The following is a 23,615-nucleotide window of genomic DNA, read 5'->3' on the forward strand; positions in this document are numbered from 1 at the left end:
GCATTCCTGTTATTTGTCCGGGCTGTCGATGGTCAGTTTTTGCGGCGCTGTCGTGCTGCTGGACAGTGGCTGGCTGCGACCGATCCACTCGCCAGCCGTTGGTTGGCCGGCGCGGGAGATGCGCGCAACCAGTTGGACTTCAGGGAAGTTCGACAGTTTCAACTGCGGCATCATTGCGTCGGCATCGCCCAGTTCGACGGTTGCCGGCAGGTCGGCCACGGTCAGGCGCTTGGCCGCCAATGGCGCGGGTGGGCCGGAGGTGGCGCGGGCGAAGATGAACACGCTGTCACCCGGCTGCACCTTGGCCTTGAGCTCCGGAGCCAGATCGACACTGACCTTGAGCAATGCCGATGCCTTGGCCGCTGGCGCCTTGGCCACCTGACCACCGCTGGCGACCAGTTTCTCGGTGGCGCGGGTAATTCCGCCTTGCAGCGCGATCCGCGATTTATCGTCCGCAGGCAATTGCTCAAGCAGGCGATTCCAGTAATCGACCGCTTGCTGGTAACGCTCGCCTTCGAATGCCGCGATGCCCAACAAACCGAGGCTGGTGACTTCTTTCGGGTCGGCTTTCAACGCTTCGTCAGTCAACGCCTGGATCTTGTCCGACCACTGCTTGCCATCCGCGAAGTACAAGGCCTGCGCCCACTGCCCCAACAATTCGGGCTGACGTCCGGCCAGGTTCACAGTGCGCTCGAAAATTTTCGCTGCATCGGCCGGACGATCCTGAGTCATATACGTACGGCCAAGGAAATACAGCGCCTCAGCAGAGTCTGGCTGTGCCGCGACTGCACGCTCCAGACGCTGGGTCATTTCTTCCATCGACTTCGGTGCCTGGGAGAATTCCCGGGTCAACTCGACTTTGTCGCTGGCACCGAAATGCAGGTACAAAGCCAAGCCCAGCACGGGGACCAGGATCGCCGCCAACAGCGGTGCCGGTTTGCCCAGACGCGAGACACGCGGCGCGGCAACGCCCTCGGTGTCGGCGAGTAATTCACGGGCTGCTTCGGCGCGGCCGGCAGCCATTTGCGCGGCGTCGAGTACGCCCTCTTCCTGCTGAGTCTGCAACTCAGCCACGCGCTCCTGATACAACGCAACGTTCAGGGCGGTACGATCCTCTTCAAGCTGGGCGCGACGACTGCGCAGAATGGGGATCAGCAGAAAACTCAGGGCCACCAGTAGGAGCAGACCTGCAGCGAGCCAGAAATCAATCATTCTTGGTTTTTATCCAACAGTTGATCGAGGCGCTTGCGCTCCTCGGCAGAAAGCGAGTCCGGGGTATCGGCGCGTTGCACACGACGACGGCGGACAATCACCGCGATGATCACCAAACCACCCAGCAGCAGGCCGGCAGGGCCGAACCAGAGCAAGGCGGTCTTGGCGTTGAGGGCGGGTTTGTAACGGACGAAATCACCGTAGCGATCGACCATGAAGTCGATGATCTGCTGGTTGTCCTTGCCCTCGCCAAGCATGCGGAAAATTTCTTTGCGCAAGTCAGCGGCGATCGGTGCGTTGGAATCGGCAATGTCCTGGTTCTGGCACTTGGGGCAACGCAGCTCCTTGGTCAGTTCGCGAAAACGCTCGCGGTCGCCTTCCTTGGCGAACTCGTAGGTGTCGATGGCGGCATGGGCCACACCGGCCATGCTCAGGCCCAGGACAACGGCGGCGATCCAACGCTTCATGGCTTGGCCTCGTCGACCAGCGCCTGATACTTGGCCGCCAGTTTTTCACGCCAGACTTGCTCGTCGATCACGCCGACGAACTTGTCGCGGATGATGCCCTTGGCGTCGATGAAGAAGGTTTCCGGAGCGCCGTAAACACCGAGGTTCAGGCCCAGGGTGCCGGCATCGTCGCGGATGTCCAGTTGATACGGGTTGTGGAATTCCGCCAGCCACTTCAAGGCATCGGCGTTGACGTCCTTGTAGTTGATGCCATAGATCACCACGCCCTTCTCGGCCAGTTTGTTCAACACCGGGTGCTCGACCCGGCAGGAAATGCACCAGGTGCCCCAGACGTTGACCAGCGCCGGCTTGCCCAGAATGTCGGCGCGGGTCAGGGTTTTATCGCCCTGCACCGCTGGCAGGGAAAACTCCGGGAACGGCTTGCCGATCATGGCCGAAGGCAGCTCGGCCGGGTCCAGGTACAGACCGCGATAGAGGAACACCGCCACCAGCAGAAAAATCGCCAGCGGCAACAACATTAACCAACGCTTCATGCAGTGGCTCCCGACATGCCCAGTGCTTCACGCACGCGGCTTTTGACCTTGACGCGATAACGCCGATCCAGCGCCGCCAGCAACCCGCCCAGGCCCGTGAGCAAGCCACCGAACCAGATCCAGCGCACGAACGGTTTGACGTGCACGCGCACCGCCCAGGCGCCATCGCCCAGCGGCTCGCCCAGTGCGACGTAAAGGTCACGGGTGAAACCGGCGTCGATCCCGGCTTCGGTCATTACCGAGTTCTGCACGGTGTAGAGGCGTTTTTCCGGATGCAGCACGCTGATTTCCTTGCCATCGCGGATCACCCGTACGGTGCCCTTGTCGGACGTGAAGTTCGGACCTTCAAAGTGCTTGGCGCCTTCGAACACGAACTGGTAACCGCCCAGGTCCATCGATTCACCCGGCGCCAGGCGCAGGTCGCGTTCGGCACTGTTCTGGCTCGACAACACCACACCCAGCGCACACACGGCAATCCCCAGGTGCGCCACCTGCATGCCCCAATAGCTGCGGGTCAGGGTTGGCAGGCCTTTGATCAGGCCTTTGTGGCGCGTCTTGTCGAAGATGTCACGCACGCCGGCCAGCAACACCCAGGCGGCGAGCATGAAGGTCGCCAGCACTGCCCAGTTGAAATCACCGTAGGCAACGCCGGCCACCACCGCCAGCGCGGCACTGCCGAGCAGCACCGGGGTCAGCATGCTGACCAGCCATTTCACCGGGGTGTCTTTCCAGCGCACGATCACGCCGACCGCCATCACCAGCATCAGCAACGCCATCAATGGAATGAACAGCGCGTTGAAGTACGGCGGGCCGACCGACAGCTTGGCGCCGGTCATGGCATCGAGAATCAACGGGTACAGCGTGCCGAGCAGGATCATCGACGCCGCCACCACCAGCACCAGGTTGTTACCCAGCAGCAAGGTTTCCCGGGACCACAGGTTGAAACCGACCTGACTCTTGACCACCGGTGCGCGCAAGGCGAACAGGGTCAGCGAACCGCCGACCACAAACAGCAGGAAGATCAGGATGAACACGCCGCGTTCCGGGTCGGAGGCGAAGGCGTGAACCGAGGTCAACACACCGGAACGCACGAGGAAAGTGCCCAACAGGCTCAACGAAAACGCAGCAATCGCCAGCAGCACGGTCCAGCTCTTGAACACGCCGCGTTTCTCGGTGACCGCCAGCGAGTGAATCAGCGCCGTGCCCACCAGCCAGGGCATGAACGAGGCGTTTTCCACCGGATCCCAGAACCACCAGCCGCCCCAGCCGAGTTCGTAGTAAGCCCACCACGAACCGAGGGTGATACCGATGCCAAGGAAAGCCCAGGCGACAATGGTCCACGGACGCGACCAACGCGCCCACGCCGCGTCGAGTCGCCCGCCCATCAACGCGGCGATGGCGAAAGCGAAGGCCACGGAGAAACCGACATAGCCCATGTACAGCATCGGCGGGTGCACGATCAGGCCGATGTCTTGCAGCAACGGGTTAAGGTCGGCGCCATCGCCGGGCACTTGCGGCAGGATGCGCTTGAACGGGTTCGACGTGAGAATCAGGAACAGCAGGAAACCGGTGCTGATCATGCCCATCACCGCCAGGACGCGGGCCAGCATGACTTGCGGCAGCTGCCGGGAGAACACTGAGACGGCGAAGGTCCAGCCGCCGAGGATCAAGGCCCACAACAGCAATGAACCTTCGTGGGCGCCCCACACCGCGCTGAACTTGTAGTACCACGGCAACGCACTGTTGGAGTTATTGGCCACATAGGCCACGGAGAAGTCATCGACCATGAAGGCGTAGGTCAGGCAACCGAAGGCGAACAGCAAGAACGCGAACTGCCCCCACGCGGCTGGCTGGGCCAGGCTCATCCAGAAACGGTCACCGCGCCAGGCACCGATCAACGGCAACACGGCTTGAACCAGAGCGAAACACAGGGCCAGGATCATGGCCAAATGGCCAAGCTCGGGAATGAAGATGCCGGATGTCATGGATCAACCCTCCTTCGCGGGCGTTGGAGCCGATTGACCGCTGTCTTTCAACGCCTTGGTCACTTCCGGCGGCATGTACTTTTCATCGTGCTTGGCCAGCACTTCATCGGCCACCACTACGCCATCGGCATTGAGTTTGCCCAGGGCAACGATGCCCTGCCCTTCGCGGAACAGGTCCGGGAGGATGCCGCGATAAGCGATGGTCACGGATTTGTTGAAGTCGGTGACGACGAACTTCACGTCCAGCGAATCGCCGGAGCGCTGCAAGGAACCGGCCTCGACCATGCCGCCCGCGCGGATGCGCGTGTCTTGGGGGGCTTCGCCGTTGGCGATCTGGGTCGGTGTGTAAAACAGATTGATGTTCTGCTGCAGGGCACTCAGGGCCAGGCCGACGGCAGCGCCGACGCCGACCAGAATCGCCAGAATGATGATCAGACGCTTTTTACGCAGGGGATTCACTTGCCGTTCTCCCGGCGCAGACGACGCGCCTCTTGTTGCAGATACCGCTTGCGGGCCAGGATCGGCGCCGCCACGTTGAGGGCCAGCACTGCCAGGCAAATGCCATAGGCCGACCAGACATACAGGCCGTGATGGCCCATGGCGAGGAAATCGCCGAATGACGCAAAACTCATCGAGCGACCTCCAGGCTGCTTTGCACTTCGGCTTTCACCCAACTGGCCCGTGCTTCGCGCTTGAGCACTTCAAGGCGCATGCGCAGTAGCAATACCGCGCCGAAGAAGCAGTAGAAACCCAGCGCCGTCAGCAGCAATGGCAGCCACATCTCGGCGGGCATCGCCGGTTTTTCGGTGAGGGTGAAAGTCGCGCCCTGGTGCAGGGTGTTCCACCACTCCACCGAGTATTTGATGATCGGGATATTGATCACGCCGACAATCGCCAGCACCGCGCAGGCTTTGGCCGCACTGTCACGATTGCTGATGGCGTTGCCCAGCGCAATGAGACCGAAGTACAGGAAAAGCAGGATAAGCATCGACGTAAGTCGTGCATCCCAGACCCACCATGAGCCCCAGGTCGGTTTGCCCCAGATCGCCCCGGTGACCAGCGCCACGGCAGTCATCCAGGCACCGATGGGCGCTGCGCATTGCAGGGCGACGTCGGCCAGTTTCATCTTCCACACCAGCCCGACGACGCCGCACACCGCCAGCATCACGTAGATGGACTGCGCCAGCATGGCGGCCGGAACGTGGATATAGATGATGCGGAAGCTGTTGCCCTGCTGGTAGTCCGGCGGGGCGAACGCCAGGCCCCAGACCACTCCAACGCCGATCAGCAGCAACGCCGCGACACTCAGCCATGGCAGCATTTTGCCACTGATGCCGTAAAACCATTTGGGCGAGCCGAGCTTGTGAAACCACGTCCAGTTCATAGTGTTTCCGTCACGGTTGCTCTTTACTGTGAAGAGCCAGGGCCTGTCTTTCTTCAAAAGAAGTGATCAAAAAATGACCAGGCCTCGTTATTATTCGCCGACGCTGATCTTCAGGCCAGCAGCTATTGCAAAAGGTGTCAGGGTTATCGCCAGGGCGGTCAGGCTACCCAGCCACAGCAGATAACCGGTCGCCGGCATGCCTTGCAAGGCGGCCTGCAAGGCGCCACTGCCAAGGATCAACACCGGGATGTACAACGGCAAAATCAGCAACGCCAGCAACAGGCCGCCGCGCTTCAAACCCACCGTCAGCGCTGCGCCCACCGCTCCGAGCAGGCTCAGCACCGGTGTACCGAGCAACAACGAAAGCAGCAACACCGGCAGACAGGCGGCAGGCAAACCGAGCATCAACGCCAGCAAGGGTGCGAGCAAAACCAGTGCCAGGCCGGAAAACGCCCAGTGTGCCAGCACCTTGGCCAAAACCAGAAGAGCCAGGGGGTGCGGCGAAAGGACCCACTGTTCGAGCGATCCGTCTTCGAAATCACTGCGGAAAAGCCCGTCCAGCGAGAGCAGGACCGATAAAAGCGCGGCCACCCAGACCAACCCCGGAGACAAGGTTTGCAACAATTGAGACTCGGGACCGACCGCCAACGGGAACAGCGAAACGACAATCGCAAAAAACACCAGCGGATTGGCCAGCTCCGCAGGACGGCGGAACAATAATCGGGCCTCACGGGCCACCAACAGGCCGAATACACTCATACGGCCCATTTCCCCAGATCGATATCGCGGTAACCGGCCGGCATGCGGCTCAGCGTATGGTGAGTGGTCAACACCACCATCCCACCGCGTTCGCAGTGCACGGCCAGGTGTTCTTCGAGTTGCGCCACGCCTTGTTTATCGAGAGCCGTGAACGGTTCGTCGAGAATCCACAGCGGCGGACTCTCCAGATACAAACGCGCCAAGGCAACGCGGCGTTGCTGGCCCGCGGACAATGTGTGACAAGGCACATCTTCGAAACCGCGCAGCCCGACTGCGGCCAAAGCGTCCCGGATCGCTTCATGGGAAGCCGGTTGATGCAGGGCACAGAGCCAACTCAGGTTCTCTTCCGGCGTCAGCAAGTCCTTGATCCCGGCGGCATGGCCGATCCACAACAGATTGCGCGCCAGCTCGGTGCGTTGCTCGTTCAACGGCTGGCCGTTGAGCAGAACCTCACCGGCCGTCGGCTGCATCAGGCCTGATAACAGACGCAACAGACTCGTCTTGCCGCTGCCGTTGGGGCCGCTGATCTGTACCATTTCGCCACTGGCCAGTCGCAAATCGAGATTTTCGAAGAGCAGCCGAAGGTCTCGCTCACAGGCAAGGGCAACGGTTTGCAGGACAGGACTGGTCAAGGGTTCACGGGCCTTATACGGTTCAAGTCGGCTCTGGCGCGGCCGTTAAAGAGATGCAGGATAAATGTAATGGCGGCCCGAACTAACGAGCTGGATCAAATAATTGCAATGTTTCCGGCACTCTGTATACAACTGCGCGGCATTATACATGCCAGCTCCTACTCTAAAGAGTGCATTTTCCCAAGGTTGTGACCGCGTATGACAGGCGAAATGAACATCCTCCCGCTACCGCAGATCACCCCGACATCTGCGCGCCCACAGGTAGTAAGCGGCGAGTTGCTCAAGCTGCTGACGCCCATCGAAGGTCTGATCACGGCGGGCCAGACCGCCAAGGCTGAAGTGCTGTCGCTCAAGCAGGCGGACCAGACGTTCCAGCTATTGCTCAAGGTCACCCTCGAAAGCGGCCGCCAGACCACGGTCCAGGCCACCAGTAATCAACCGCTGGCCCAGGGCACCAGCGTGGCTGTCACCCAGCCGTCGGCGGGCAATCTGGCGATCACCGTTCAACAAGCCATTGCTTCCAGCGTCGCCACGCTCACCCGCATCGACACCGCGCAACTGCCAGTCGGTACGCTGTTGCAGGGCAAAGTGTTGACCTCCCAGGTGTTGCCTCAAGTGCCCGGCCAACCGACGGTGTTTCGCTCGATGGTCAGCCTGCTCAATACCGCATTGAGCGGCAGCACCCTGAGTGTCGACAGCCCGCAACCCTTGCGCATCGGCACCTTGCTCAGCGCGCAGGTGCAGGACACGCATACGCTGAAATTCGTACCGCTGAGCAGCCGTCAGGAACAGTTGGCGGTAACCCAGCAACTGGTCAGCCAGACCAGCCGTCAGGGTTCTCTGGATGGCTTGCTCAAGCTCCTGCAAAACCTGCCGCCTTCGAACCAGAACTCCAGTGACGTGCGTGCTGCGGTAGACAAGCTGCTGGCCGGCCTGCCGGACGTTCATCAGCTGAGTACACCAAAAGGCCTTGCGCTGGCGCTCGCCGGCAGCGGTGCGTTCCTCGAATCGAAACTGCTGACCGGCCAGAACCCGGCACTGGCACCCGACATGAAAGGCGACCTGCTCAAGCTGATCGCGCAACTGACGCCGGGGCTGCCGGCCAGCACCAATCTCGGTGCAATCATCGCCGCCAACACCCTGGCCCAGGCGATGCCGAGTTTCGTGCGCAACGCGTTGGGCATGCTCGGACAGGTCAGTGCCAAGCCGTCGCCCACCAGTTTTCCACTGCCCGAACGGATGTTGCAGAGCGCGGACGGCGAAGACGACCTCGAACACCTGCTGCGCCTCGCCGCCGCCGCGGTTTCACGCCTGCAAAGTCATCAATTGTCGAGCCTGGAGCAGACCGGAGTGACCAACGACGGACGTTTGATGAGCACCTGGCAGCTGGAAGTGCCGATGCGCAATCTGCAGGACATCGTGCCCTTACAGATCAAGTTCCAGCGCGAAGACGCACCGGATAGCGATCAATCCCAGGAACGCCGCGACGAGCGCGAGCCGAAACAACAACTTTGGCGGGTCGATCTGGCCTTCGACATGGAGCCGCTGGGGCCGATTCAGGTCCAGGCGCAGTTGATCAAGGGCAGCCTGTCCAGTCAGCTGTGGGCCGAACGGCCGTACACCGCCAGCCTCATCGAAAGCAATCTGGCGACATTGCGCGCGCGCATGCTCGATTGCGGCCTGAACGTCGGCGATCTCGATTGCCACCACGGCAAACCGCCCCAAGGCCCACAAACCCGCCTCGAACAACGCTGGGTCGACGAGAACGCATGAACAATCCCAACGCCCCACGCCAGGCCATCGCCCTCAAATACGACGGCAGCCACGCCCCTACCCTCACAGCCAAGGGTGACGAAGAACTGGCGGAAGAAATCCTGCGGATCGCCCGCGACTATGAAGTGCCGATCTACGAAAACGCCGAACTGGTGAGACTGCTGGCGCGGATGGAGCTCGGCGACAGTATTCCGGAAGCGCTGTATCGCACGATTGCCGAGATCATCGCCTTTGCCTGGAATCTCAAAGGCAAGTTTCCGGCGGGGCAGGATCCGGATGCGGTCATGGTCGAGAAGGACATTACCGAACGCGGGGAGGACTACTAAGAATTCAAGGACGCCATCGCCAGCAGGCTGGCTCCCACAGTGATCCGTGGCGGCAGCGGATTTTGTGAACGACACCGAACGACTGTAGGAGCGAGCCTGCTCGCGATGGACTCAAGTGCGCCGCGTTTATTCAGAATGCCCATTCGCGGGCAGCCAGTGCCGGGCCATGATCAATTAAAGCTCCCGGTGGGTTTGGGCAGTGGCAGGCCGGTGGCAGGATCAAGGCCTTTCTCTGTGCTCAGTTTCTCGATCAGCTCTGCGGAGGGAATGACGGGCACCGCCGAGTCACGCTCTCTTTTCCATTGGAAGGTGCCATCCCACTCGGGAAGGGTTGCAGGGGGGAGTGGGACGATGTCATCCAGGTCGGGGATTTTTGCTCCGAGGTGTTCGTGGCGACTCAAAAAAAACATAATTTTACCGTATCGATCGACGCGTTCGTCATCTTGTTCTAATGCCATATAGTAAAGTTCATCAGATGGCGGTGGTCCTTTAAAAGCATTTTCAAGACTATGTGCGCTAGTGACGTTGCCATTTCGGATAGCTGTTTGATGTGCGCGCAGGGCCTCTTGGTATAGCTCCGAGCCGTTCGAGTAAACTGCGTAGTATCTTGCCGCTAGGGCACTATCTTGTTCCATAGCACACTTGTACATTTTCAACATAACATCTGCCATATTGGGCACATAAGATAAAAGTCTACCTATGTAGTATTGGGCGTGCGGATTCCCCAAATCGGCTGCCTGCCGAAAATACGCTCTAGACGCGGCAACATCCTGTTTAACGCCATAACCCAACTCAAGGTAATGCGCCATGTCGTAGTACGCCCCGGGGATGCCTTTGGCGACATAATATTCAGCCAGATCGATAACTTCCTTACTTGCGCCAGGAGAACTTGCTTACCCAGTTGACAGGAGGTATTGCAAATTTGTCGCAGCTTTGTAATGGTCGTGTGCAGCTGCGAGACGATAATAGCGGGCGATCTCAGTGTAATCCTTTTGCCCTTTACGTTTTTCCAGGTAAATACCATACCGATAGAGAATGTCCGCGTCCTGATCCAATACCGGTAACGAATCGCTTTCGTGAACGCACTTGAATTCCAGACTACTGTAAGCGAAGTCCGCCGACGCAGATTCAGGCATTGGCTCGTCTTTTTCTGAGCAGGCCGTGATCAGCAAGTAGCTGACAAACGCCAGTAACAGCCTACCCACCCCAAGCCGATTACTTATCAAGTTTCGCCGCATGTCATCACGTTTCATTGAGTACCTTCGCTATCATCCATTCACTTCCCAAACTGCCCACTTACAAATCCACACGGTAATGCTCAGGTGGCCTCGCTGAGTTTTGGCAGTGGCAGGCCGGTGGCAGGGTCGAGGCCTTTCTCTGCGCTGAGTTTCTCGATCAGCTCTGCGGAAGGAATGACGGGCACCGCCGAGTCACGCTCTCGTTTCCATTGGAAGGTGCCATCCCACTCGGGAAGGGTCGCAGGTGGGAGTGGGACGATGTCATCCAGGTCGGGAACTTTTGCGCCGAGGTGTTCGTGGCGTGTCAGGAAGTCGCTGATTTTATTGTATCGATCGACGCGTTCGTCATCTCGATGTAATGCCAAATAGCTTAGTTCATTAGACACAGGTGGTCCTTTGAATGCATTAGCGAGGCTATACGCACTCAGATCGTCGCCATTTCGGGTTGCCGCATGATAACCGTGCAGAGCTTCTTGATACTTTCCGATTACTTTCGTATAACTTGAATAACTTCTTCCTGCTAATCGATGCCCTTGTTCCATCGCACACTTGTACATTGCCATCATGATATCAGCCGTATTGGGAACGTAAGAGAGAAGCCGGCCTATGTAATACTGAGCGTCTGGACTTCCCAAGTCGGCAGCCCTCCGAAAGTAAGCTCTGGAAGCAGCAACATCTTGTTTGACGCCATAACCTAACTCCAGGTAATGCGCCATGTCGTAATAGGACCCAGGAATGCCTTTGGCCACATAGTACTCAGCTAGATCAATGGTCTCTTTGCTTGAGTCGGGAGAATGGGTCTGTCCGGTTGACAGCAGATATTGCAGATTAGTCGCGGCTTTGTAATGATCATGTGCAGCCGCGATACGATAATAGCGGGCGATGTCGTTGTAATCCTTCTGTCCTTTACGTTTTTCCAAGTAAAGGCCATACCGATAGAGGACGTCCGCGTCCTTGTTCAATTCCGGCAAGGAATCGCGTTCATACACACACTTAAACCCCAATTTACCGTAGGCAAAGTCTATTTGCGAAGGTTCGAGCATCCTTTCTTCCTTTTTCGAACACGCCAACATAAAAAAACAAAAAAATAAAACAATAATTACTTTCTTCATCGCTCAGTCCCAATTCTTTCTTTCAGGACTCTCTTGCAAAAATTCAACTAACGACGCAACTGGAGATTTTAAATCCATTGCCATTTTTCTTTGCAGTCCCTCCACTCTTCGGGCGTTATTTTCTACAAGAATCTCATTCCACCTTTTGAACATCCCATCCATATCAGATCCAAACGCTTCACCCCCCGTATGCACCCCAAACAAATGCTCCCGCAACGGCTTCGTAACCGCAGGATCCTCAATACAAATATTCAACTCACTGTCTACCTGCATACTGCGGGTATTGATGTTCGCTGAGCCGAGGGTGGTGAAAACATCGTCGACAATCATCAACTTGCTGTGCACATACACATCCATCCACTGTCCGGGCGGTGAGTCTGGCGCTACCAACGTACAGATATGCACTTTCAACCCGGGAATTTCGGACGGTGAAATAATTTCCCGATCAAGGCCTGGAAGTCTTTTTTCAAGCGTTTCAACCTTGGCCCGTGCCTGCGCCAGGTTGGTTTTCAGCGTTTCGAAATAGCGCGCCGCCGACGCCTCAGGGTCAGTGCCGTATATTCTTTCAAAAACCCCTTTGTTCACCGTGGCCAAACGTTCTGCTTGTTTGGCTTGCTCAATGTCGGCCAACAATTGGTCACGACGTTCGGCTCTGGCCACCCCCGGCATCAGTTCCGGACGCCCCAATTGCTTCAACATGCGGAACGTATTGACCGAGCCGTCACCCATGGCCTCCTGGGTGGAGTTGGTGACGACGAAGAGATAGAGCGGCCCATATGTTTCGAGATCGCGCCCGCCGTCGATGAGGGCTTGCGCAACGCTTTTGATTTTTTCCGCCAGGGGTGGCCAGCGAAAGTATTGGTTCTCGATGTAGATGAATCGGGTCGTGTTGTTGACGGCTTTCAAATACAGCTTCTCGATGTCTCGCTTGTTGTCCTGGCTTTGCGTCCTGAGGATCTGGGCCATGACGGCGGTGCCATGCCCTGGTCGTACGTGAAGTTGCGGGGCGATGTGTTGACGAGAAGCCAGCAGGTCGATGCGGGTTTCTTTTTTCCAGGCCACACAAAAATTGTGATTCAGGTGCTCAAGCACCGGGCCGGTCACCCGGCTGGAAATATCCTGCCTGGGCGTTTCGCCATTGCGTCCGAACTGTGGGTGCAGTCGCTCGTAGCCGTGCTGGTCGTTGTCCCAGTAGGCATCCAGCGTGTTATGCCCCATGACAAAACCCACCGCGACCTGCGGTTTTTCATAATCCACCAGGACCATTTTCTGGTGATGGGTCGGTTCGGCAAACATCGCCACCGAACTCATGACTTTGTTGCGTGTACTGCGATCCTCATCCATCGATTTCATGGCCAGCCGCCAGGCAATCTCTGCCCGGTCAAGCAAGCCGAAGTCGCGGGTAACGAACTCGATGTTCTTGATGCTCAACGAGGGCTCATTGCCCCACATCAGCATGCGGAAGAAGCGTTGTCCCAGCTCGATCGGACCGGTTTCAGCGCCGGTGTAGGCAAGCCGGATCTGCCGATACCACAACTTGTCATACTCGACTTGCGCGTCGTTTCGGTTTTGCCTGAACTTGCCGAACCAATTGGAAACGTTGTCACCCGGGGTCGAATTCTCCGAAGTCTGGGCCACGCGCAACGTGTCGTACCAGCACAGGATCCGGACTTGAACACCTTCGTTGGCTTTCTTGATCAGCAGATCTCCAATGCACAGCGAACTGGTGTCGCCCCGCTTGAAATACATCGAAGGCTGAAAGCCCCAGCAGATGATTTCCACGCTGCTTTTGGCCGCCAGGATGGCGTCATACACCGCACCGAACGCACGCTCGCCGTTGACCAGAGGTTCGAATGTCGCGGGCACCGGATGGTATTCGGTGTTCTGCACGAACCACGGCAGGTTGAGCTGACATGACATGGTTTTGCTGGTGGCTACCGGGACAGTGATCGTGGGGGTGGTCATCTTCAAGCCTCCGGCTTCGGCGAGTTAAGTTGGGTGTAAGCCTGGCGGAACTGACTGGCGTCATCCGGGGGCGTGATCTCGGGATGTGGCTGGCTCGAATGGCGTTGAAAACCCTGATTCGCCCGTTCGGCGTTGTCCGGATCATCCGTGTAGTCGCCGGCCACCGGCACGTTGTACTTGACCCCGTTAGCCAGCTCGATGCGGTAACGGCTGGTGGTGGCATGATGATCAACGGCGATTTGGCCACTGGCATCCATGACGCCGTTTCCAGCCGGCGCGCCATCGGCGAACACCTTGTAAGGCATGCCTGCCCAGGGCTGATAACCTGCGACACTGCTTTGCCCCACCATCAATGTGAGCGTTTGCCTGAGCGAGGCTGTGGGCCACGCCGGGTTATCGCGATTGAGTTGCGCCGGGCCACTGAACGTTTTCTTTACACCCTTTACATCAACGGTGCCGGGCGCATGGATTTCGATATTGCCGTCTTTGATACGGATGTAGGCGCCGCCGCTGGTGAGCAGGATTTCCTCCTGCGCGGCGATCTCGACGGTGCGTGCGGTCGACGTAATGCGCACGCTGTCCCTGGCGGTGAGTTCGATGCAATCGCTCTGCGCCTGGATTTCGATCTTGCCTTTGGCCGCAAACAATTTGGCGCCCGCCGCCCGGGCAAACAGGCTGATCCCTTCAGCGACGCTGGCCAGCAATGACTTGCCGCTGGCGAGGTTGATGTCCTCACCCGTTGAGAGAGTCAACTGCTTGCCGCTGTGCAGGTGGGTATTTTGCGGCGTCGCAGTGGCGATGTCGGCCGGGGCCGAAGCGATCAGCAACGGTTTGTAGTAACCGGGGGTCTGGCCCCGGCCGCCACTGCTGATCGCTGCATCGGTATCACCCGCGTTGCGCGTTTGCCGCTTGGCGCTGGAAACGCTGTTGTCATTGCTGCCATAGTTAAGCTGAGTGTCGGCGGTCAGTTGCTCAAGGCTGTCGACGCCCCCCTGCATCGGCAGGGCATTGTGCTGCTGAGCGGCCTCGGACAATGCCCTTACGCGCTCCTGAGCATTCGTCAGTTGCAGCCGGGCTTCTCGAACATCGACCTGGCCGCCTTGAGCGTTGTTGCGCGGCCATGTGCTCAGATACAGCCCTTGCTGCGCGCGCAAGGCACCATAGGCATCCGTACGTAACTCAAAACCGGTGCCGCGCAAGCCGCCGCGCTGATTGCCCTGTTGATCTATCAGGTAGCCGAGGTTCAGCTGGCTGTGTCCATGACTGCTGTGGATCTGGGTACGAACCTGGCCCGTGGAGTCGTCCATCACCCACTGGTTGTAGCCGCGCCCCTGGATTTCCCGGCTTTTATAACCACTCATCAAACCGCTTGAGTGCCAGGCGGGCTTATGCCCGCCGTAGACTTGCCCCATCACCAGTGGCCGGTCGATGTCGTTGTCGAGGAAGGTGATCACAACTTCCTCACCAGAGCGGGGCACATTCACACTCCCCCACTCCTGGCCGCTGCTGGCCTGCATCATGCGCAGCCAACATGAGCCCAGTTCGCCATCCTTTACCAGGCGGTCCCAATGAAAGCGCACGCAGATCCGATTAAGGCTGTCGGTAAAGACTTCGCGGCCGCTCGGGGCCACTACGACTGCGGTCTGCGGGCCGGGACTGGCCGGTTTGGCATGAGCGAACGGGCTGCGATAAGCGATGTTCAGTCGCTGAGTCTCAAAGCGGTTCAGGTAGAAGCCTTCGCTTTTCACTGCGTACATCGACTGGCGCTGCTCGGATTCGAAAAGCGCATTCAGGCTGCCGGGCGGGCTGATTCGCTGCATGCCGACTGGCAGGTTGCTCTGGGCGAAGAACTCCACCGCGATGATCAGGAATTGGCGCTCCTTGATCGTCTTGAATTCATACAACGGATGTTGGGCCAGTTCGAATCCATGACCGGGTTGCATCTGGCGCACGCCGCCTTGTCCCTGTATGCGTCTGGCAGCCGATTCGTCCTGTTCAATCTGCACACGGCTGAGCCAATCGCCACGGTCGGGATTCTGCCAGGCATATTGCCCCCGGTATTGATAACGTTCGAGATCCGGTGGCGCCGATGCAGCAGGCAGCGCCACGGTTCGCGTGACCTGTGATCGGGCATGACAGAAATAGTCATTGCTGCTTGCTTGCACTGCACCATTGAGCAATCGGGCACCGGGGCTCCATTGAGTGATGCTGTCTTGCAGGTCGGCCGCCTGTTGCGTGTGGAACCGCAGGGTCGCCGGGGTGAGGGTCGGCAGGAACATGAGACTGTCAGTGAAAACGATGCAGTGACTGTCCACCTCATGTTGCACATACCAGAACAAACCTTCTTGCTCACACCAACGCTGCACGAAATGGGCATCGGTCTCGTTGAACTGGGTGACGTAGGACAGCAGTGGATATTCCCGTGACAGTTCGAAGCGGTACGCTCCCCTCGCCTGGCTATAGTGCTGGAACACTTGGGCAAGGATGTCGGGAAGGCTCATTTCCTGCCAGATCCGGCAATCCACACGGTATTCCAGCAGGCTGAACCAGGGAGCGAAGACCAGTTGCCAGTCGTCCAGCCCGCCGTCGCTTCCCAGGTAACGCACGCTTTCCACCCAGCCATGCCTGGGGCTGTAGCTACCGTCGTCCAGCTTGATGCCCAGTTGCACCGCCTGACCAATGAGTAGCTCCGGGTCGAATGCTGCAGCCTGATTGATCACGTCGACCGTGTAACGCGGCACTCGACCCAACCGCTCCTGACCATGGGCTCGCAGCGCGAACAGCTCTTGCCCTTGGGGTGTTGTCAGTTGCAACAAGCGCTCGGCCTGGCTCAGCGGATGGCCGAACGAGGACATCGCGGTGTCAGTGATTGAATTCACCGTTCAAACTCCCTTTGTCATGAGTCCTTGATGCTTCAGCCGATCAGCCAGCCTTGGGTCTGGTTGGCCGAGGTAAGGTCCAATATCCAAACGGCGCAGCCAGGTTCAGCGCGGGCGGTCAGCCAGGCGAGGCCGATTTGTACCCATTGCTCGGTCACTGGCCCGAATCGAGCGCCAAGGGGGCTGAGGCAGATCTGTCGGTCAAGATCCAACCCGGGCAAAAAGTCCCGGGCATACTCGTTGAGCTGGATGAGCCGCTGGCGATCGAGCGCGCCACCTGAGATCAGCACGCTTACTCGCGCAAGATTAATGGCCGTAACCTCACACAGCGCTGTCATCAACCTTTCGAAAATTTGCGTATCGGGGCGATCCCGTGAAGTGCGAGCAAGGTGATCCAGTTCGATCGGCGCAAACAGCTTCAGGGGGCTGTGGGACCTCGGATCTGTCTGCGCCGATTGGCGGCGCAGCAGCACCGCACTAACCGCTTCGCCAGCCATCTCCTCAGGCGGACACAATGTTATCTGTTCCTCGCAGGCCCACGTGTCCAGGCTAAGGCACATCAGGTATTGCGCTCCCGCACTGTGAGCCAGAACCTCGGGCAACCACTGCGCCGCAGATTGTGTCTGCAGGTCAAAACCACGATGCGGCAATAGCTCAGTCGGCCAAAGGCTCAGGGCTCGATCAAGCCAGTCCATGGCGCGGACTGCACCCGGAACGAACAACACAACCTGGGTGTTGCGCCAGTCGATTGAATGCCGAAATGCCGGCGCCCATGTGTTCAGAGCTGCCTTGAGGATTTCGCTGGAGCGACCGAGCGCCTCGGCTTCCGGCCATCCTGTGGCCGGGGTGGCTAAACGGCGGACAGGCCGACTAAGTCCCCGCGTATCAAGCAGGCGTGGGTCTTGAATGACGTCGGCATGCAGCCCCGCCAGCTCACTCGCTGGCAACGGCGCGTCATATGAGCCACAAGGAAGCCAGACCCAGGCCCGGATAATGTCGACGCTGGCGGAGGCGAATTTGCCCTCGGGAAATACCATGCCTGCCAGACGTTGCTGCTCCTGCGCGGCCAAACGCCGCTCGGAGATTCGATCGTAGATACTCGTACGGATTGCCATCCCTAATCCTTAGAGAACGCCGGTGTCCTTTTGTGTAGCAACCAACCGCGCACCACAGGAAACCAGATCACCGTCGCGGGCCACCGCTCTGTCATCGACCAGCAGCGTTTCGTCACCACTGACGATGGAACACTCCCCGTGAGGGCAGGACACCCGATCGCCCAGTCTCGCAACCGCGAGACCATTGATAAAAGTCGAGGGTGATCCTTCAAGCACCCTCCCTCCGCTAGAAGTCGGGTCGTCGATAACGATGATTGGTCGCACAGGAATCGTCCGTGTTTGCACTGTGCTGCACGGTACTGACGGCAAACAATTGTCACAAGTCGGCGCATTCCGTAAAACTTGTAGCCTGGGGTCGTAGGACGGCGTGGTCCTTGTCCTAGGACCGCCCAGCAACGAGATTACAAAGTGCCGATCTGCAAAAACGCCGAGCTGGTGAGGTTGCTGGCGCGAATGGAATTGGGCGACAGCATTCCGGATGAGTTGTATCGCAAGATTGCCGAGATCATCGCCTTTGCGTGGAATTTGAAAGACAAGTTTCCGGCGGGGCAGGATCCGGGTGCGGTCATGGTCGAGAAGGACATCACCGAACGCGGGGATGATTACTGAGGATTCAAGGACGCCATCGCGGGCAAGCCCGCTCCCACAATGATTGATGGTGCACACAAAGTTTGTGACCACCACTCAAACCCTGTGGGAGCGGGCTTGCCCGCGATGGCGATTTCAGGCCCTAACGACCTGATCAGTTCCTATGCAACTTGCTCATCAACTCCGCCTCAGCCTGGGTCAAGCCGCAGGACTGGGTCAGTTCGTCGACGCTCGCGCCCATCCCGACCAGTCGCGCCGCCTGGGCGAACGACAGGCTGGTGGGGTCGCGCTGTTCCAGCTGAACGAGTTTGTCCGGCAATGGCGCGACGATCGCACGTAGCTCATGCAGGTCTTCACCCATGCGCACGTTGCCATTCTGATAGTCGTCAACGCGCTTGCCCAGGTCCTTGATGCGCTGATCCCGCTGCGCATCACTCTGGGCCTGTTGTGCGGCGATCTGCTTCTGAGCGCGAATGTACGCCAGGAACATCGCCAGCGTGCCTGCCCAGAACAGGAACAGGACAATGACCGCAACCTCAAGAATCAATCAGATACTCTCCAGTTCCGACCATTCTTCTTCGCTCATCATCTTGTCCAGTTCGACCAGGATCAGCAGCTCGTTGTTCTTGTTGCACACGCCTTGAATGAACTTGGCGGATTCTTCGTTACCGACGTTCGGCGCGGTTTCGATTTCCGACTGACGCAGGTAAACCACTTCGGCCACGCTGTCGACCATGATCCCGACAACCTGTTTGTCGGCTTCGATGATGACGATACGGGTGTTGTCGCTGATCTCGGCATTCATCAGGCCGAAGCGCTGGCGGGTGTCGATCACGGTGACCACATTACCGCGCAGGTTGATGATGCCCAGCACGTAGCTCGGCGCACCCGGGACCGGGGCGATTTCGGTGTAGCGCAGGACTTCCTGAACGCGCATCACGTTGATGCCGTAGGTCTCGTTATCCAGCTTGAAGGTGACCCATTGCAGGATCGGATCTTCGGAACCTTTTGCCGCCGTTGCCTTGTCATTCATACCCTGACCCCTCAAGAAACCGCCCTGGCGGTGTTGTTCTGTTATGTAGTTTTATGCGGCGGTTTACTGCCGCCCATATGCTTTGCGCCGCCGCTGGCGATCAACTCGGCCAGCGCGGAAACGTCGAGCAACGCACACATGTGTTCAATCACCGTGCCGGCCAGCCATGGCCGCTGGCCACGGTGACTGCGCCACTTGATTTCGTTCGGGTCCAGGCGCAACGAACGACTGACTTGATGCACCGCCAGCCCCCATTCGTAACCCTGAACCGAAATGACGTATTGCAGGCCCTGCTTGAAATCGTCGCGATAACGGTCGGGCATGACCCAGCGAGCGGTATCCAACACTTTCAGATTGCCGGCCTGGCTCGGCAGGATCCCGAGGAACCACTCCGGCTGCCCGAACAACGGCGTCAGTTCATGACCGGCCAGGGAATAAATCGAACCCAGGCACACCAGCGGCACCGCCAGGGTCAAGCCGGCGACATCGAACAACAGGCATTCGAACGGCTCGGCAGCCCAGGAAGGACGATCGTCGGTTTCCAGCGGTGGCGGCGTGTTGGCGGGCGGCAGATGAACTTCGACCACCGGCGCCACCAGCGTTGGCTGCACCTCGGCAACCTTCGGTTCCGGCACTTGCTGTACTTCGGCGACGGGCGCCGCCAGTGTTTGCAGCAATGGCGCGATGGTCGATACCGACGGCAGCATCGACGTGGGTGCTTCGATCACAGCAATTGCCGGACGTGCAGGCACTTCCATCGGCACGGCCGCTTTGGCGACCGGCTCGGCAGTAAAACCAGCCTGCCGGGCGTCACGAGCCTGCTCTTCAAGCACCGCGGCCTGGAACTCATCGAGTGCCGCTTCGTCTTCGACCACCTCAGGCAGCGGGTCAAGCGGAGCCAACAGTTCCTCGGTCACCTCTTGCAGAAGGTTGTCCAGATACGACTGCAGCGCCAATTGCGGACGCGACGTGAGTTTCAATGGCCGGTCAAGACTCATCTCACGCCACCTGCGGAACAAGTTGTGCCGCCAGCAGATGCTTGAGCAAGGCGCGGTAAGCCAGGACGCCGCGACTCTTGCCGTCGAATTGCGAAGGCGTCAGCCCCGCCCGGCTGGCATCGCGCAGGCGGGTGTCCACCGGGATGTAGCCTTGCCAGATTTCCTCTGGAAATTTATCGCGCAGGACCCGCAGCGTGCCCAGGGAGGCCTGGGTGCGGCGGTCGAACAGTGTCGGCACGATGGTGAACGGCAACGCCTGTTTACGGGATCGGTTGATCATCGCCAACGTGTTGACCATGCGCTCCAGGCCCTTGACCGCCAGGTGCTCGGTCTGCACCGGGATCACCAGCTGCTGGCTCGCCGCCAAGGCATTGACCATCAGCACACCGAGCAGCGGCGGGCTGTCGATCACTGCGTAATCGAAGTCTTGCCACAACTGCGCCAGGCTCTTGGCGATCACCAACCCCAGGCCACTCTGCCCCGGCGACTGACGCTCGAGGGTCGCCAGCGCGGTGCTCGAAGGCAGCAGGGAAATGCGCGGGTCGCTGGTCGACAGCAGCAGCTGCCCCGGCAAGCCCTGGGGCACGTTGCCCTTGTGCAGGAACAGGTCGTAGTTGCTATGTTCCAGGCTGTCGGGGTCGTAACCGAAATAGCTGGTCATCGAGCCGTGGGGGTCGAGATCGACCACAACCACGCGCTTGCCCGCCTCGGCCAGCAAACCGGCTAAAGCGATGGATGAAGTGGTTTTACCGACACCACCCTTTTGATTGGCGACTGCCCAGACTCTCATTCGGATTGTTCCTCCCGGCCCAATGAATCGACCGAGAAATAGCTCAACGTGTTAATGCGGGTGACGGAGAATTGACGGCGCTCTCTCGTACCGGCGACTTGACCGGGGTCGGTGCAGTTTGTGTGCCAGCACGCTTCAACGCGGCATCCGGTTGCGCATTGGCAGTTCCAGTGCCAGTCAGGCTGCGGCGCACATCGAGGTTGCGCGACACCACCAACACCACCCGCCGATTACGTGCCCGGCCTTCTGCCGTGGCGTTGTTGGCGACCGGCTGGAATTCGCCATAGCCCACCGATGCCAGTCGACCGGGATTCACACCCTGCATCGCCAGCATGCGCACAATGCTGGCCGAGCGGGCCGACGACAGTTCCCAGTTGGTCGGGTACTGCGCGGTACGAATCGGCTGATCGTCGGTGAAGCCTTCGACATGAATCGGGTTGTCGAAGGGTTTCAGGATCGCCGCGACCTTATCGATGATGTTGAAGGCAATGTCACTGGGCATGGCGTCGCCACTGCCGAACAACAGGCTGGAGTTCAGTTCGATTTCGACCCACAACTCGTTGCCACGCACGGTCATCTGGTTGGACTGGATCAGATCACCGAACGCCGCACTGATGTCGTCGGCGATGCTCTTCAGCGGATCGCTGCTACCGGCGACGCCGGCGTCGACTTGCTCGCTGTCTTTGACCAACGGCTTGGCCGGGGTCACGGTCTTTGGTCGCTCCTCACCGATCGGAATCGGCTTGAGCGCGCGGTCGCTGTCGGTGAAAACACCGATCAGCGCCTCGGAGATGATCTTGTACTTGCCTTCGTTGATCGACGAGATCGAATACATCACCACGAAAAAAGCGAACAGCAGCGTGATGAAATCCGCGTAGGACACGAGCCAGCGCTCGTGGTTAACGTGTTCTTCCTGATGCCGACGACGAGCCATTAGGTTAGTCCCTTAATCCATGAAGCCTTGCAGCTTCAACTCAATGGAGCGTGGGTTTTCACCTTCGGCGATCGACAGAATCCCTTCCAACAACATTTCGCGATAACGCGATTGGCGCAACGCGATGGATTTGAGTTTGGCGGCAATCGGCAACAGCACCAGGTTGGCGCTGGCTACGCCATAAATGGTGGCCACGAACGCTACGGCGATGCCGCTGCCCAATTGCGACGGGTCAGCAAGGTTGCCCATCACATGGATCAGGCCCATTACTGCACCGATGATGCCGATGGTCGGCGCATAACCGCCCATGCTTTCGAAGACTTTGGCCGCTTCGATGTCGCGGCTTTCCTGAGTGTAGAAATCCACTTCCAGAATGCTGCGGATCGCTTCCGGTTCGGCGCCATCCACCAGCAATTGCAGGCCTTTGCGCGAGTAGTTGTCGGGTTCGGCGTCGGCCACCCCTTCCAGACCGAGCAAGCCTTCCTTGCGTGCGGTCAGGCTCCAGTTGACGACACGATCTACGCCGCCTGCCAGGTCGACACGCGGCGGAAACAGAATCCACGCGAGAATCTGCATCGCACGCTTGAAGGCGCTCATTGGCGATTGCAGCAATGCCGCACCAATGGTCCCGCCGAGTACGATCAAGGCTGCGGGCCCGTTGGCCAGCGCACCGAGATGGCCGCCTTCGAGGTAGTTGCCGCCGATGATGGCGACGAACGCCATGATGATGCCGATAAGGCTGAGAACATCCATCAGATACACGCCTCGACGATGTGCCGGCCAATGTCGTCCAGGCTGTACACCGCGTCAGCGAGTTCGGCTTTGACGATGGCCATCGGCATGCCGTAGATCACGCAGCTGGCTTCATCCTGCGCCCAGATCGAACTGCCGCCCTGTTTGAGCAGGCGCGCGCCCTCGCGACCATCGGCGCCCATGCCGGTCAACACCACCGCCAGAACTTTGTCACCGTAGGACTTGGCCGCCGAACCGAAGGTGATATCGACGCACGGTTTGTAATTCAACCGCTCGTCGCCCGGGAGGATTTTCACCGCCCCACGGCCGTCGATCATCATTTGCTTGCCGCCCGGTGCGAGCAGGGCCAGGCCAGGACGCAGGATATCGCCGTCCTCGGCTTCCTTGACGCTGATGCGGCAGAGTTTGTCCAGACGCTCGGCGAACGCCTTGGTGAACGCAGCGGGCATGTGCTGGATCAGCACGATCGGCGCCGGGAAGTTGGCCGGCAATTGGGTCAGCACCCGCTGCAAGGCAACCGGGCCGCCGGTAGACGTACCGATGGCCACCAGTTTGTAGGCTTTGCGTTTTGGCGCCGGTGATGACTGCGTGGGCGCATGGGTACGCACCGGAATCGGAGCCGGTGCCGGACGCACAGCTGCGCTGCTGCCGTAACTGCTTGTGGAAGGCGTAGACGTCGGAGCAGGTGCGGCCACCGGAGCCGGTGCACTGTAGGCGCTGACACGACGGTTGCTGCGCGAAATGCTCAGAATCTTTTCGCACAGCAGTTGCTTGACCTTCTCGGGGTTGCGCGAGATGTCTTCGAAATTCTTCGGCAGGAAATCCACCGCGCCGGCGTCCAGCGCATCGAGGGTAACCCGGGCGCCTTCGTGGGTCAGCGAGGAAAACATCAAGACCGGGGTCGGGCAGCGCTGCATGATGTGCCGCACCGCCGTGATGCCGTCCATCATTGGCATCTCGTAGTCCATGGTGATCACGTCCGGCTTGAGAGCCAGCGCCTGATCGATCGCCTCTTTTCCGTTGGTCGCGGTACCGACGACCTGGATATTCGAATCCGCTGAAAGAATTTCCGAGACGCGGCGGCGGAAAAACCCCGAATCATCCACCACCAGGACTTTGACTGCCATAAACACTCCGTT

Annotated in this window: 23 protein-coding genes and 2 pseudogenes; 3 read left to right on the forward strand and 22 right to left on the reverse strand. The window is 59.2% G+C overall.

Annotated elements, in window-relative coordinates; translation table 11 throughout:
- Window positions 1-9: 9 nt before the first annotated feature.
- From ccmI to ccmA, 9 genes are all read right to left on the reverse strand, one after another.
- Window positions 10-1,212 (reverse strand): c-type cytochrome biogenesis protein CcmI, encoded by a 1,203-nt coding sequence (gene ccmI, locus ASD60_RS05310; RefSeq protein WP_056852988.1) that lies wholly within the window; start codon window positions 1,210-1,212, stop codon window positions 10-12.
- A complete protein-coding gene (locus ASD60_RS05315; protein WP_056852989.1) occupies window positions 1,209-1,679 on the reverse strand; it encodes a cytochrome c-type biogenesis protein in 471 nt (156 codons plus the stop codon). The genes ccmI and ASD60_RS05315 overlap by 4 nt, the downstream gene beginning before the upstream one ends.
- On the reverse strand, window positions 1,676-2,212 hold the full coding sequence (locus ASD60_RS05320; protein ID WP_056852990.1) for a DsbE family thiol:disulfide interchange protein: 537 nt from the start codon (window positions 2,210-2,212) through the stop codon (window positions 1,676-1,678). The genes ASD60_RS05315 and ASD60_RS05320 overlap by 4 nt, the downstream gene beginning before the upstream one ends.
- Window positions 2,209-4,197 carry a heme lyase CcmF/NrfE family subunit gene (locus ASD60_RS05325; RefSeq protein WP_056852991.1) on the reverse strand — a complete coding sequence of 663 codons (1,989 nt, stop codon included), beginning with the start codon at window positions 4,195-4,197 and terminating at the stop codon, window positions 2,209-2,211. The genes ASD60_RS05320 and ASD60_RS05325 overlap by 4 nt, the downstream gene beginning before the upstream one ends.
- Before the next feature lie 3 nt (window positions 4,198-4,200).
- Window positions 4,201-4,656, reverse strand: a complete 456-nt coding sequence (gene ccmE, locus ASD60_RS05330) for a cytochrome c maturation protein CcmE (RefSeq protein WP_056852992.1) — start codon at window positions 4,654-4,656, stop codon at window positions 4,201-4,203.
- On the reverse strand, window positions 4,653-4,829 hold the full coding sequence (ccmD, locus tag ASD60_RS05335) for a heme exporter protein CcmD (protein WP_008055370.1): 177 nt from the start codon (window positions 4,827-4,829) through the stop codon (window positions 4,653-4,655). The genes ccmE and ccmD overlap by 4 nt, the downstream gene beginning before the upstream one ends.
- Window positions 4,826-5,581 carry a heme ABC transporter permease gene (locus tag ASD60_RS05340; RefSeq protein WP_056852993.1) on the reverse strand — a complete coding sequence of 252 codons (756 nt, stop codon included), beginning with the start codon at window positions 5,579-5,581 and terminating at the stop codon, window positions 4,826-4,828. Before ASD60_RS05340 ends, ccmD begins: the two co-directional genes overlap by 4 nt.
- A gap of 90 nt (window positions 5,582-5,671) precedes the next feature.
- Window positions 5,672-6,340 (reverse strand): heme exporter protein CcmB, encoded by a 669-nt coding sequence (gene ccmB / locus ASD60_RS05345; RefSeq protein ID WP_007980754.1) that lies wholly within the window; start codon window positions 6,338-6,340, stop codon window positions 5,672-5,674.
- Window positions 6,337-6,972 carry a cytochrome c biogenesis heme-transporting ATPase CcmA gene (gene ccmA, locus ASD60_RS05350; protein ID WP_056852994.1) on the reverse strand — a complete coding sequence of 212 codons (636 nt, stop codon included), beginning with the start codon at window positions 6,970-6,972 and terminating at the stop codon, window positions 6,337-6,339. Before ccmA ends, ccmB begins: the two co-directional genes overlap by 4 nt.
- Before the next feature lie 198 nt (window positions 6,973-7,170).
- On the opposite strand from ccmA, the gene fliK reads away from it, so the two are divergent.
- Window positions 7,171-8,745: a flagellar hook-length control protein FliK gene (gene fliK / locus ASD60_RS05355; protein ID WP_056852995.1), complete on the forward strand. Its 1,575-nt coding sequence runs from the start codon at window positions 7,171-7,173 to the stop codon at window positions 8,743-8,745.
- Window positions 8,742-9,071 (forward strand): EscU/YscU/HrcU family type III secretion system export apparatus switch protein, encoded by a 330-nt coding sequence (locus tag ASD60_RS05360; protein WP_056852996.1) that lies wholly within the window; start codon window positions 8,742-8,744, stop codon window positions 9,069-9,071. The genes fliK and ASD60_RS05360 overlap by 4 nt, the downstream gene beginning before the upstream one ends.
- Window positions 9,072-9,241: 170 nt before the next feature.
- Here the strand turns inward: ASD60_RS05360 and ASD60_RS29770 are convergent.
- From ASD60_RS29770 to ASD60_RS28020, 6 genes and pseudogenes are all read right to left on the reverse strand, one after another.
- Window positions 9,242-10,309: pseudogene (locus ASD60_RS29770) on the reverse strand (SEL1-like repeat protein).
- A gap of 80 nt (window positions 10,310-10,389) precedes the next feature.
- Entirely contained in the window at window positions 10,390-11,421 is a 1,032-nt protein-coding gene (locus tag ASD60_RS05370; protein WP_236708406.1) for an SEL1-like repeat protein, read from the reverse strand.
- 3 nt (window positions 11,422-11,424) lie between these two features.
- The gene (locus ASD60_RS05375; RefSeq protein ID WP_056852997.1) at window positions 11,425-13,386 is read right to left on the reverse strand and encodes a phospholipase D-like domain-containing protein; all 1,962 of its coding nucleotides are present in this window, start codon (window positions 13,384-13,386) and stop codon (window positions 11,425-11,427) included.
- A gap of 2 nt (window positions 13,387-13,388) precedes the next feature.
- Window positions 13,389-16,265 (reverse strand): type VI secretion system Vgr family protein, encoded by a 2,877-nt coding sequence (locus tag ASD60_RS05380; RefSeq protein WP_056852998.1) that lies wholly within the window; start codon window positions 16,263-16,265, stop codon window positions 13,389-13,391.
- A 35-nt stretch (window positions 16,266-16,300) separates the two neighbouring features.
- Complete coding sequence (locus tag ASD60_RS05385; protein ID WP_056852999.1) at window positions 16,301-17,380, reverse strand: hypothetical protein; 1,080 nt, start codon at window positions 17,378-17,380, stop codon at window positions 16,301-16,303.
- Between the two features lie 9 nt (window positions 17,381-17,389).
- A complete protein-coding gene (locus ASD60_RS28020) occupies window positions 17,390-17,665 on the reverse strand; it encodes a PAAR domain-containing protein (RefSeq protein ID WP_330219570.1) in 276 nt (91 codons plus the stop codon).
- A 111-nt stretch (window positions 17,666-17,776) separates the two neighbouring features.
- Here ASD60_RS28020 and ASD60_RS05390 point away from each other — a divergent pair.
- A pseudogene (locus ASD60_RS05390) lies at window positions 17,777-17,989 on the forward strand (EscU/YscU/HrcU family type III secretion system export apparatus switch protein); the annotation flags it as partial.
- A gap of 133 nt (window positions 17,990-18,122) precedes the next feature.
- Here the strand turns inward: ASD60_RS05390 and ASD60_RS05395 are convergent.
- The 7 genes from ASD60_RS05395 to ASD60_RS05425 are packed head-to-tail and all read right to left on the reverse strand — an operon-like array spanning window position 18,123 to window position 23,603.
- Window positions 18,123-18,515, reverse strand: a complete 393-nt coding sequence (locus ASD60_RS05395) for a DUF2802 domain-containing protein (RefSeq protein WP_056853000.1) — start codon at window positions 18,513-18,515, stop codon at window positions 18,123-18,125.
- On the reverse strand, window positions 18,516-19,001 hold the full coding sequence (locus ASD60_RS05400) for a chemotaxis protein CheW (protein WP_007980742.1): 486 nt from the start codon (window positions 18,999-19,001) through the stop codon (window positions 18,516-18,518).
- Between the two features lie 41 nt (window positions 19,002-19,042).
- The gene (locus ASD60_RS05405; protein WP_056853001.1) at window positions 19,043-19,999 is read right to left on the reverse strand and encodes a CheW domain-containing protein; all 957 of its coding nucleotides are present in this window, start codon (window positions 19,997-19,999) and stop codon (window positions 19,043-19,045) included.
- Between the two features lies 1 nt (window position 20,000).
- Window positions 20,001-20,789: a ParA family protein gene (locus ASD60_RS05410; RefSeq protein WP_056853002.1), complete on the reverse strand. Its 789-nt coding sequence runs from the start codon at window positions 20,787-20,789 to the stop codon at window positions 20,001-20,003.
- A gap of 43 nt (window positions 20,790-20,832) precedes the next feature.
- The gene (gene motD, locus ASD60_RS05415; RefSeq protein WP_056853003.1) at window positions 20,833-21,723 is read right to left on the reverse strand and encodes a flagellar motor protein MotD; all 891 of its coding nucleotides are present in this window, start codon (window positions 21,721-21,723) and stop codon (window positions 20,833-20,835) included.
- A 12-nt stretch (window positions 21,724-21,735) separates the two neighbouring features.
- The gene (locus tag ASD60_RS05420) at window positions 21,736-22,476 is read right to left on the reverse strand and encodes a flagellar motor protein (RefSeq protein ID WP_056853004.1); all 741 of its coding nucleotides are present in this window, start codon (window positions 22,474-22,476) and stop codon (window positions 21,736-21,738) included.
- Window positions 22,476-23,603: a protein-glutamate methylesterase/protein-glutamine glutaminase gene (locus tag ASD60_RS05425; protein ID WP_056853005.1), complete on the reverse strand. Its 1,128-nt coding sequence runs from the start codon at window positions 23,601-23,603 to the stop codon at window positions 22,476-22,478. The genes ASD60_RS05420 and ASD60_RS05425 overlap by 1 nt, the downstream gene beginning before the upstream one ends.
- Window positions 23,604-23,615: the final 12 nt, after the last annotated feature.

The organism is Pseudomonas sp. Root562, assembly GCF_001427125.1.
Taxonomy (GTDB): Bacteria; Pseudomonadota; Gammaproteobacteria; order Pseudomonadales; family Pseudomonadaceae; genus Aquipseudomonas.

Coding starts and splice junctions, on each gene's coding strand:
- ASD60_RS05320 (WP_056852990.1), bottom strand. CDS start 2,212: ATGAAGCGTTGGTTAATGTTGTTGCCGCTGGCGATTTTTCTGCTGGTG.
- ASD60_RS05315 (WP_056852989.1), bottom strand. CDS start 1,679: ATGAAGCGTTGGATCGCCGCCGTTGTCCTGGGCCTGAGCATGGCCGGT.
- ASD60_RS05425 (WP_056853005.1), bottom strand. CDS start 23,603: ATGGCAGTCAAAGTCCTGGTGGTGGATGATTCGGGGTTTTTCCGCCGC.
- fliK (WP_056852995.1), top strand. CDS start 7,171: ATGACAGGCGAAATGAACATCCTCCCGCTACCGCAGATCACCCCGACA.
- ASD60_RS05375 (WP_056852997.1), bottom strand. CDS start 13,386: ATGACCACCCCCACGATCACTGTCCCGGTAGCCACCAGCAAAACCATG.
- ccmI (WP_056852988.1), bottom strand. CDS start 1,212: ATGATTGATTTCTGGCTCGCTGCAGGTCTGCTCCTACTGGTGGCCCTG.
- ccmD (WP_008055370.1), bottom strand. CDS start 4,829: ATGAGTTTTGCGTCATTCGGCGATTTCCTCGCCATGGGCCATCACGGC.
- ccmB (WP_007980754.1), bottom strand. CDS start 6,340: ATGAGTGTATTCGGCCTGTTGGTGGCCCGTGAGGCCCGATTATTGTTC.
- ASD60_RS05405 (WP_056853001.1), bottom strand. CDS start 19,999: ATGAGTCTTGACCGGCCATTGAAACTCACGTCGCGTCCGCAATTGGCG.
- ASD60_RS05400 (WP_007980742.1), bottom strand. CDS start 19,001: ATGAATGACAAGGCAACGGCGGCAAAAGGTTCCGAAGATCCGATCCTG.
- ASD60_RS05325 (WP_056852991.1), bottom strand. CDS start 4,197: ATGACATCCGGCATCTTCATTCCCGAGCTTGGCCATTTGGCCATGATC.
- ASD60_RS05410 (WP_056853002.1), bottom strand. CDS start 20,789: ATGAGAGTCTGGGCAGTCGCCAATCAAAAGGGTGGTGTCGGTAAAACC.
- ASD60_RS05420 (WP_056853004.1), bottom strand. CDS start 22,476: ATGGATGTTCTCAGCCTTATCGGCATCATCATGGCGTTCGTCGCCATC.
- ASD60_RS05370 (WP_236708406.1), bottom strand. CDS start 11,421: ATGAAGAAAGTAATTATTGTTTTATTTTTTTGTTTTTTTATGTTGGCG.
- ASD60_RS05340 (WP_056852993.1), bottom strand. CDS start 5,581: ATGAACTGGACGTGGTTTCACAAGCTCGGCTCGCCCAAATGGTTTTAC.
- motD (WP_056853003.1), bottom strand. CDS start 21,723: ATGGCTCGTCGTCGGCATCAGGAAGAACACGTTAACCACGAGCGCTGG.
- ASD60_RS05360 (WP_056852996.1), top strand. CDS start 8,742: ATGAACAATCCCAACGCCCCACGCCAGGCCATCGCCCTCAAATACGAC.
- ASD60_RS05385 (WP_056852999.1), bottom strand. CDS start 17,380: ATGGCAATCCGTACGAGTATCTACGATCGAATCTCCGAGCGGCGTTTG.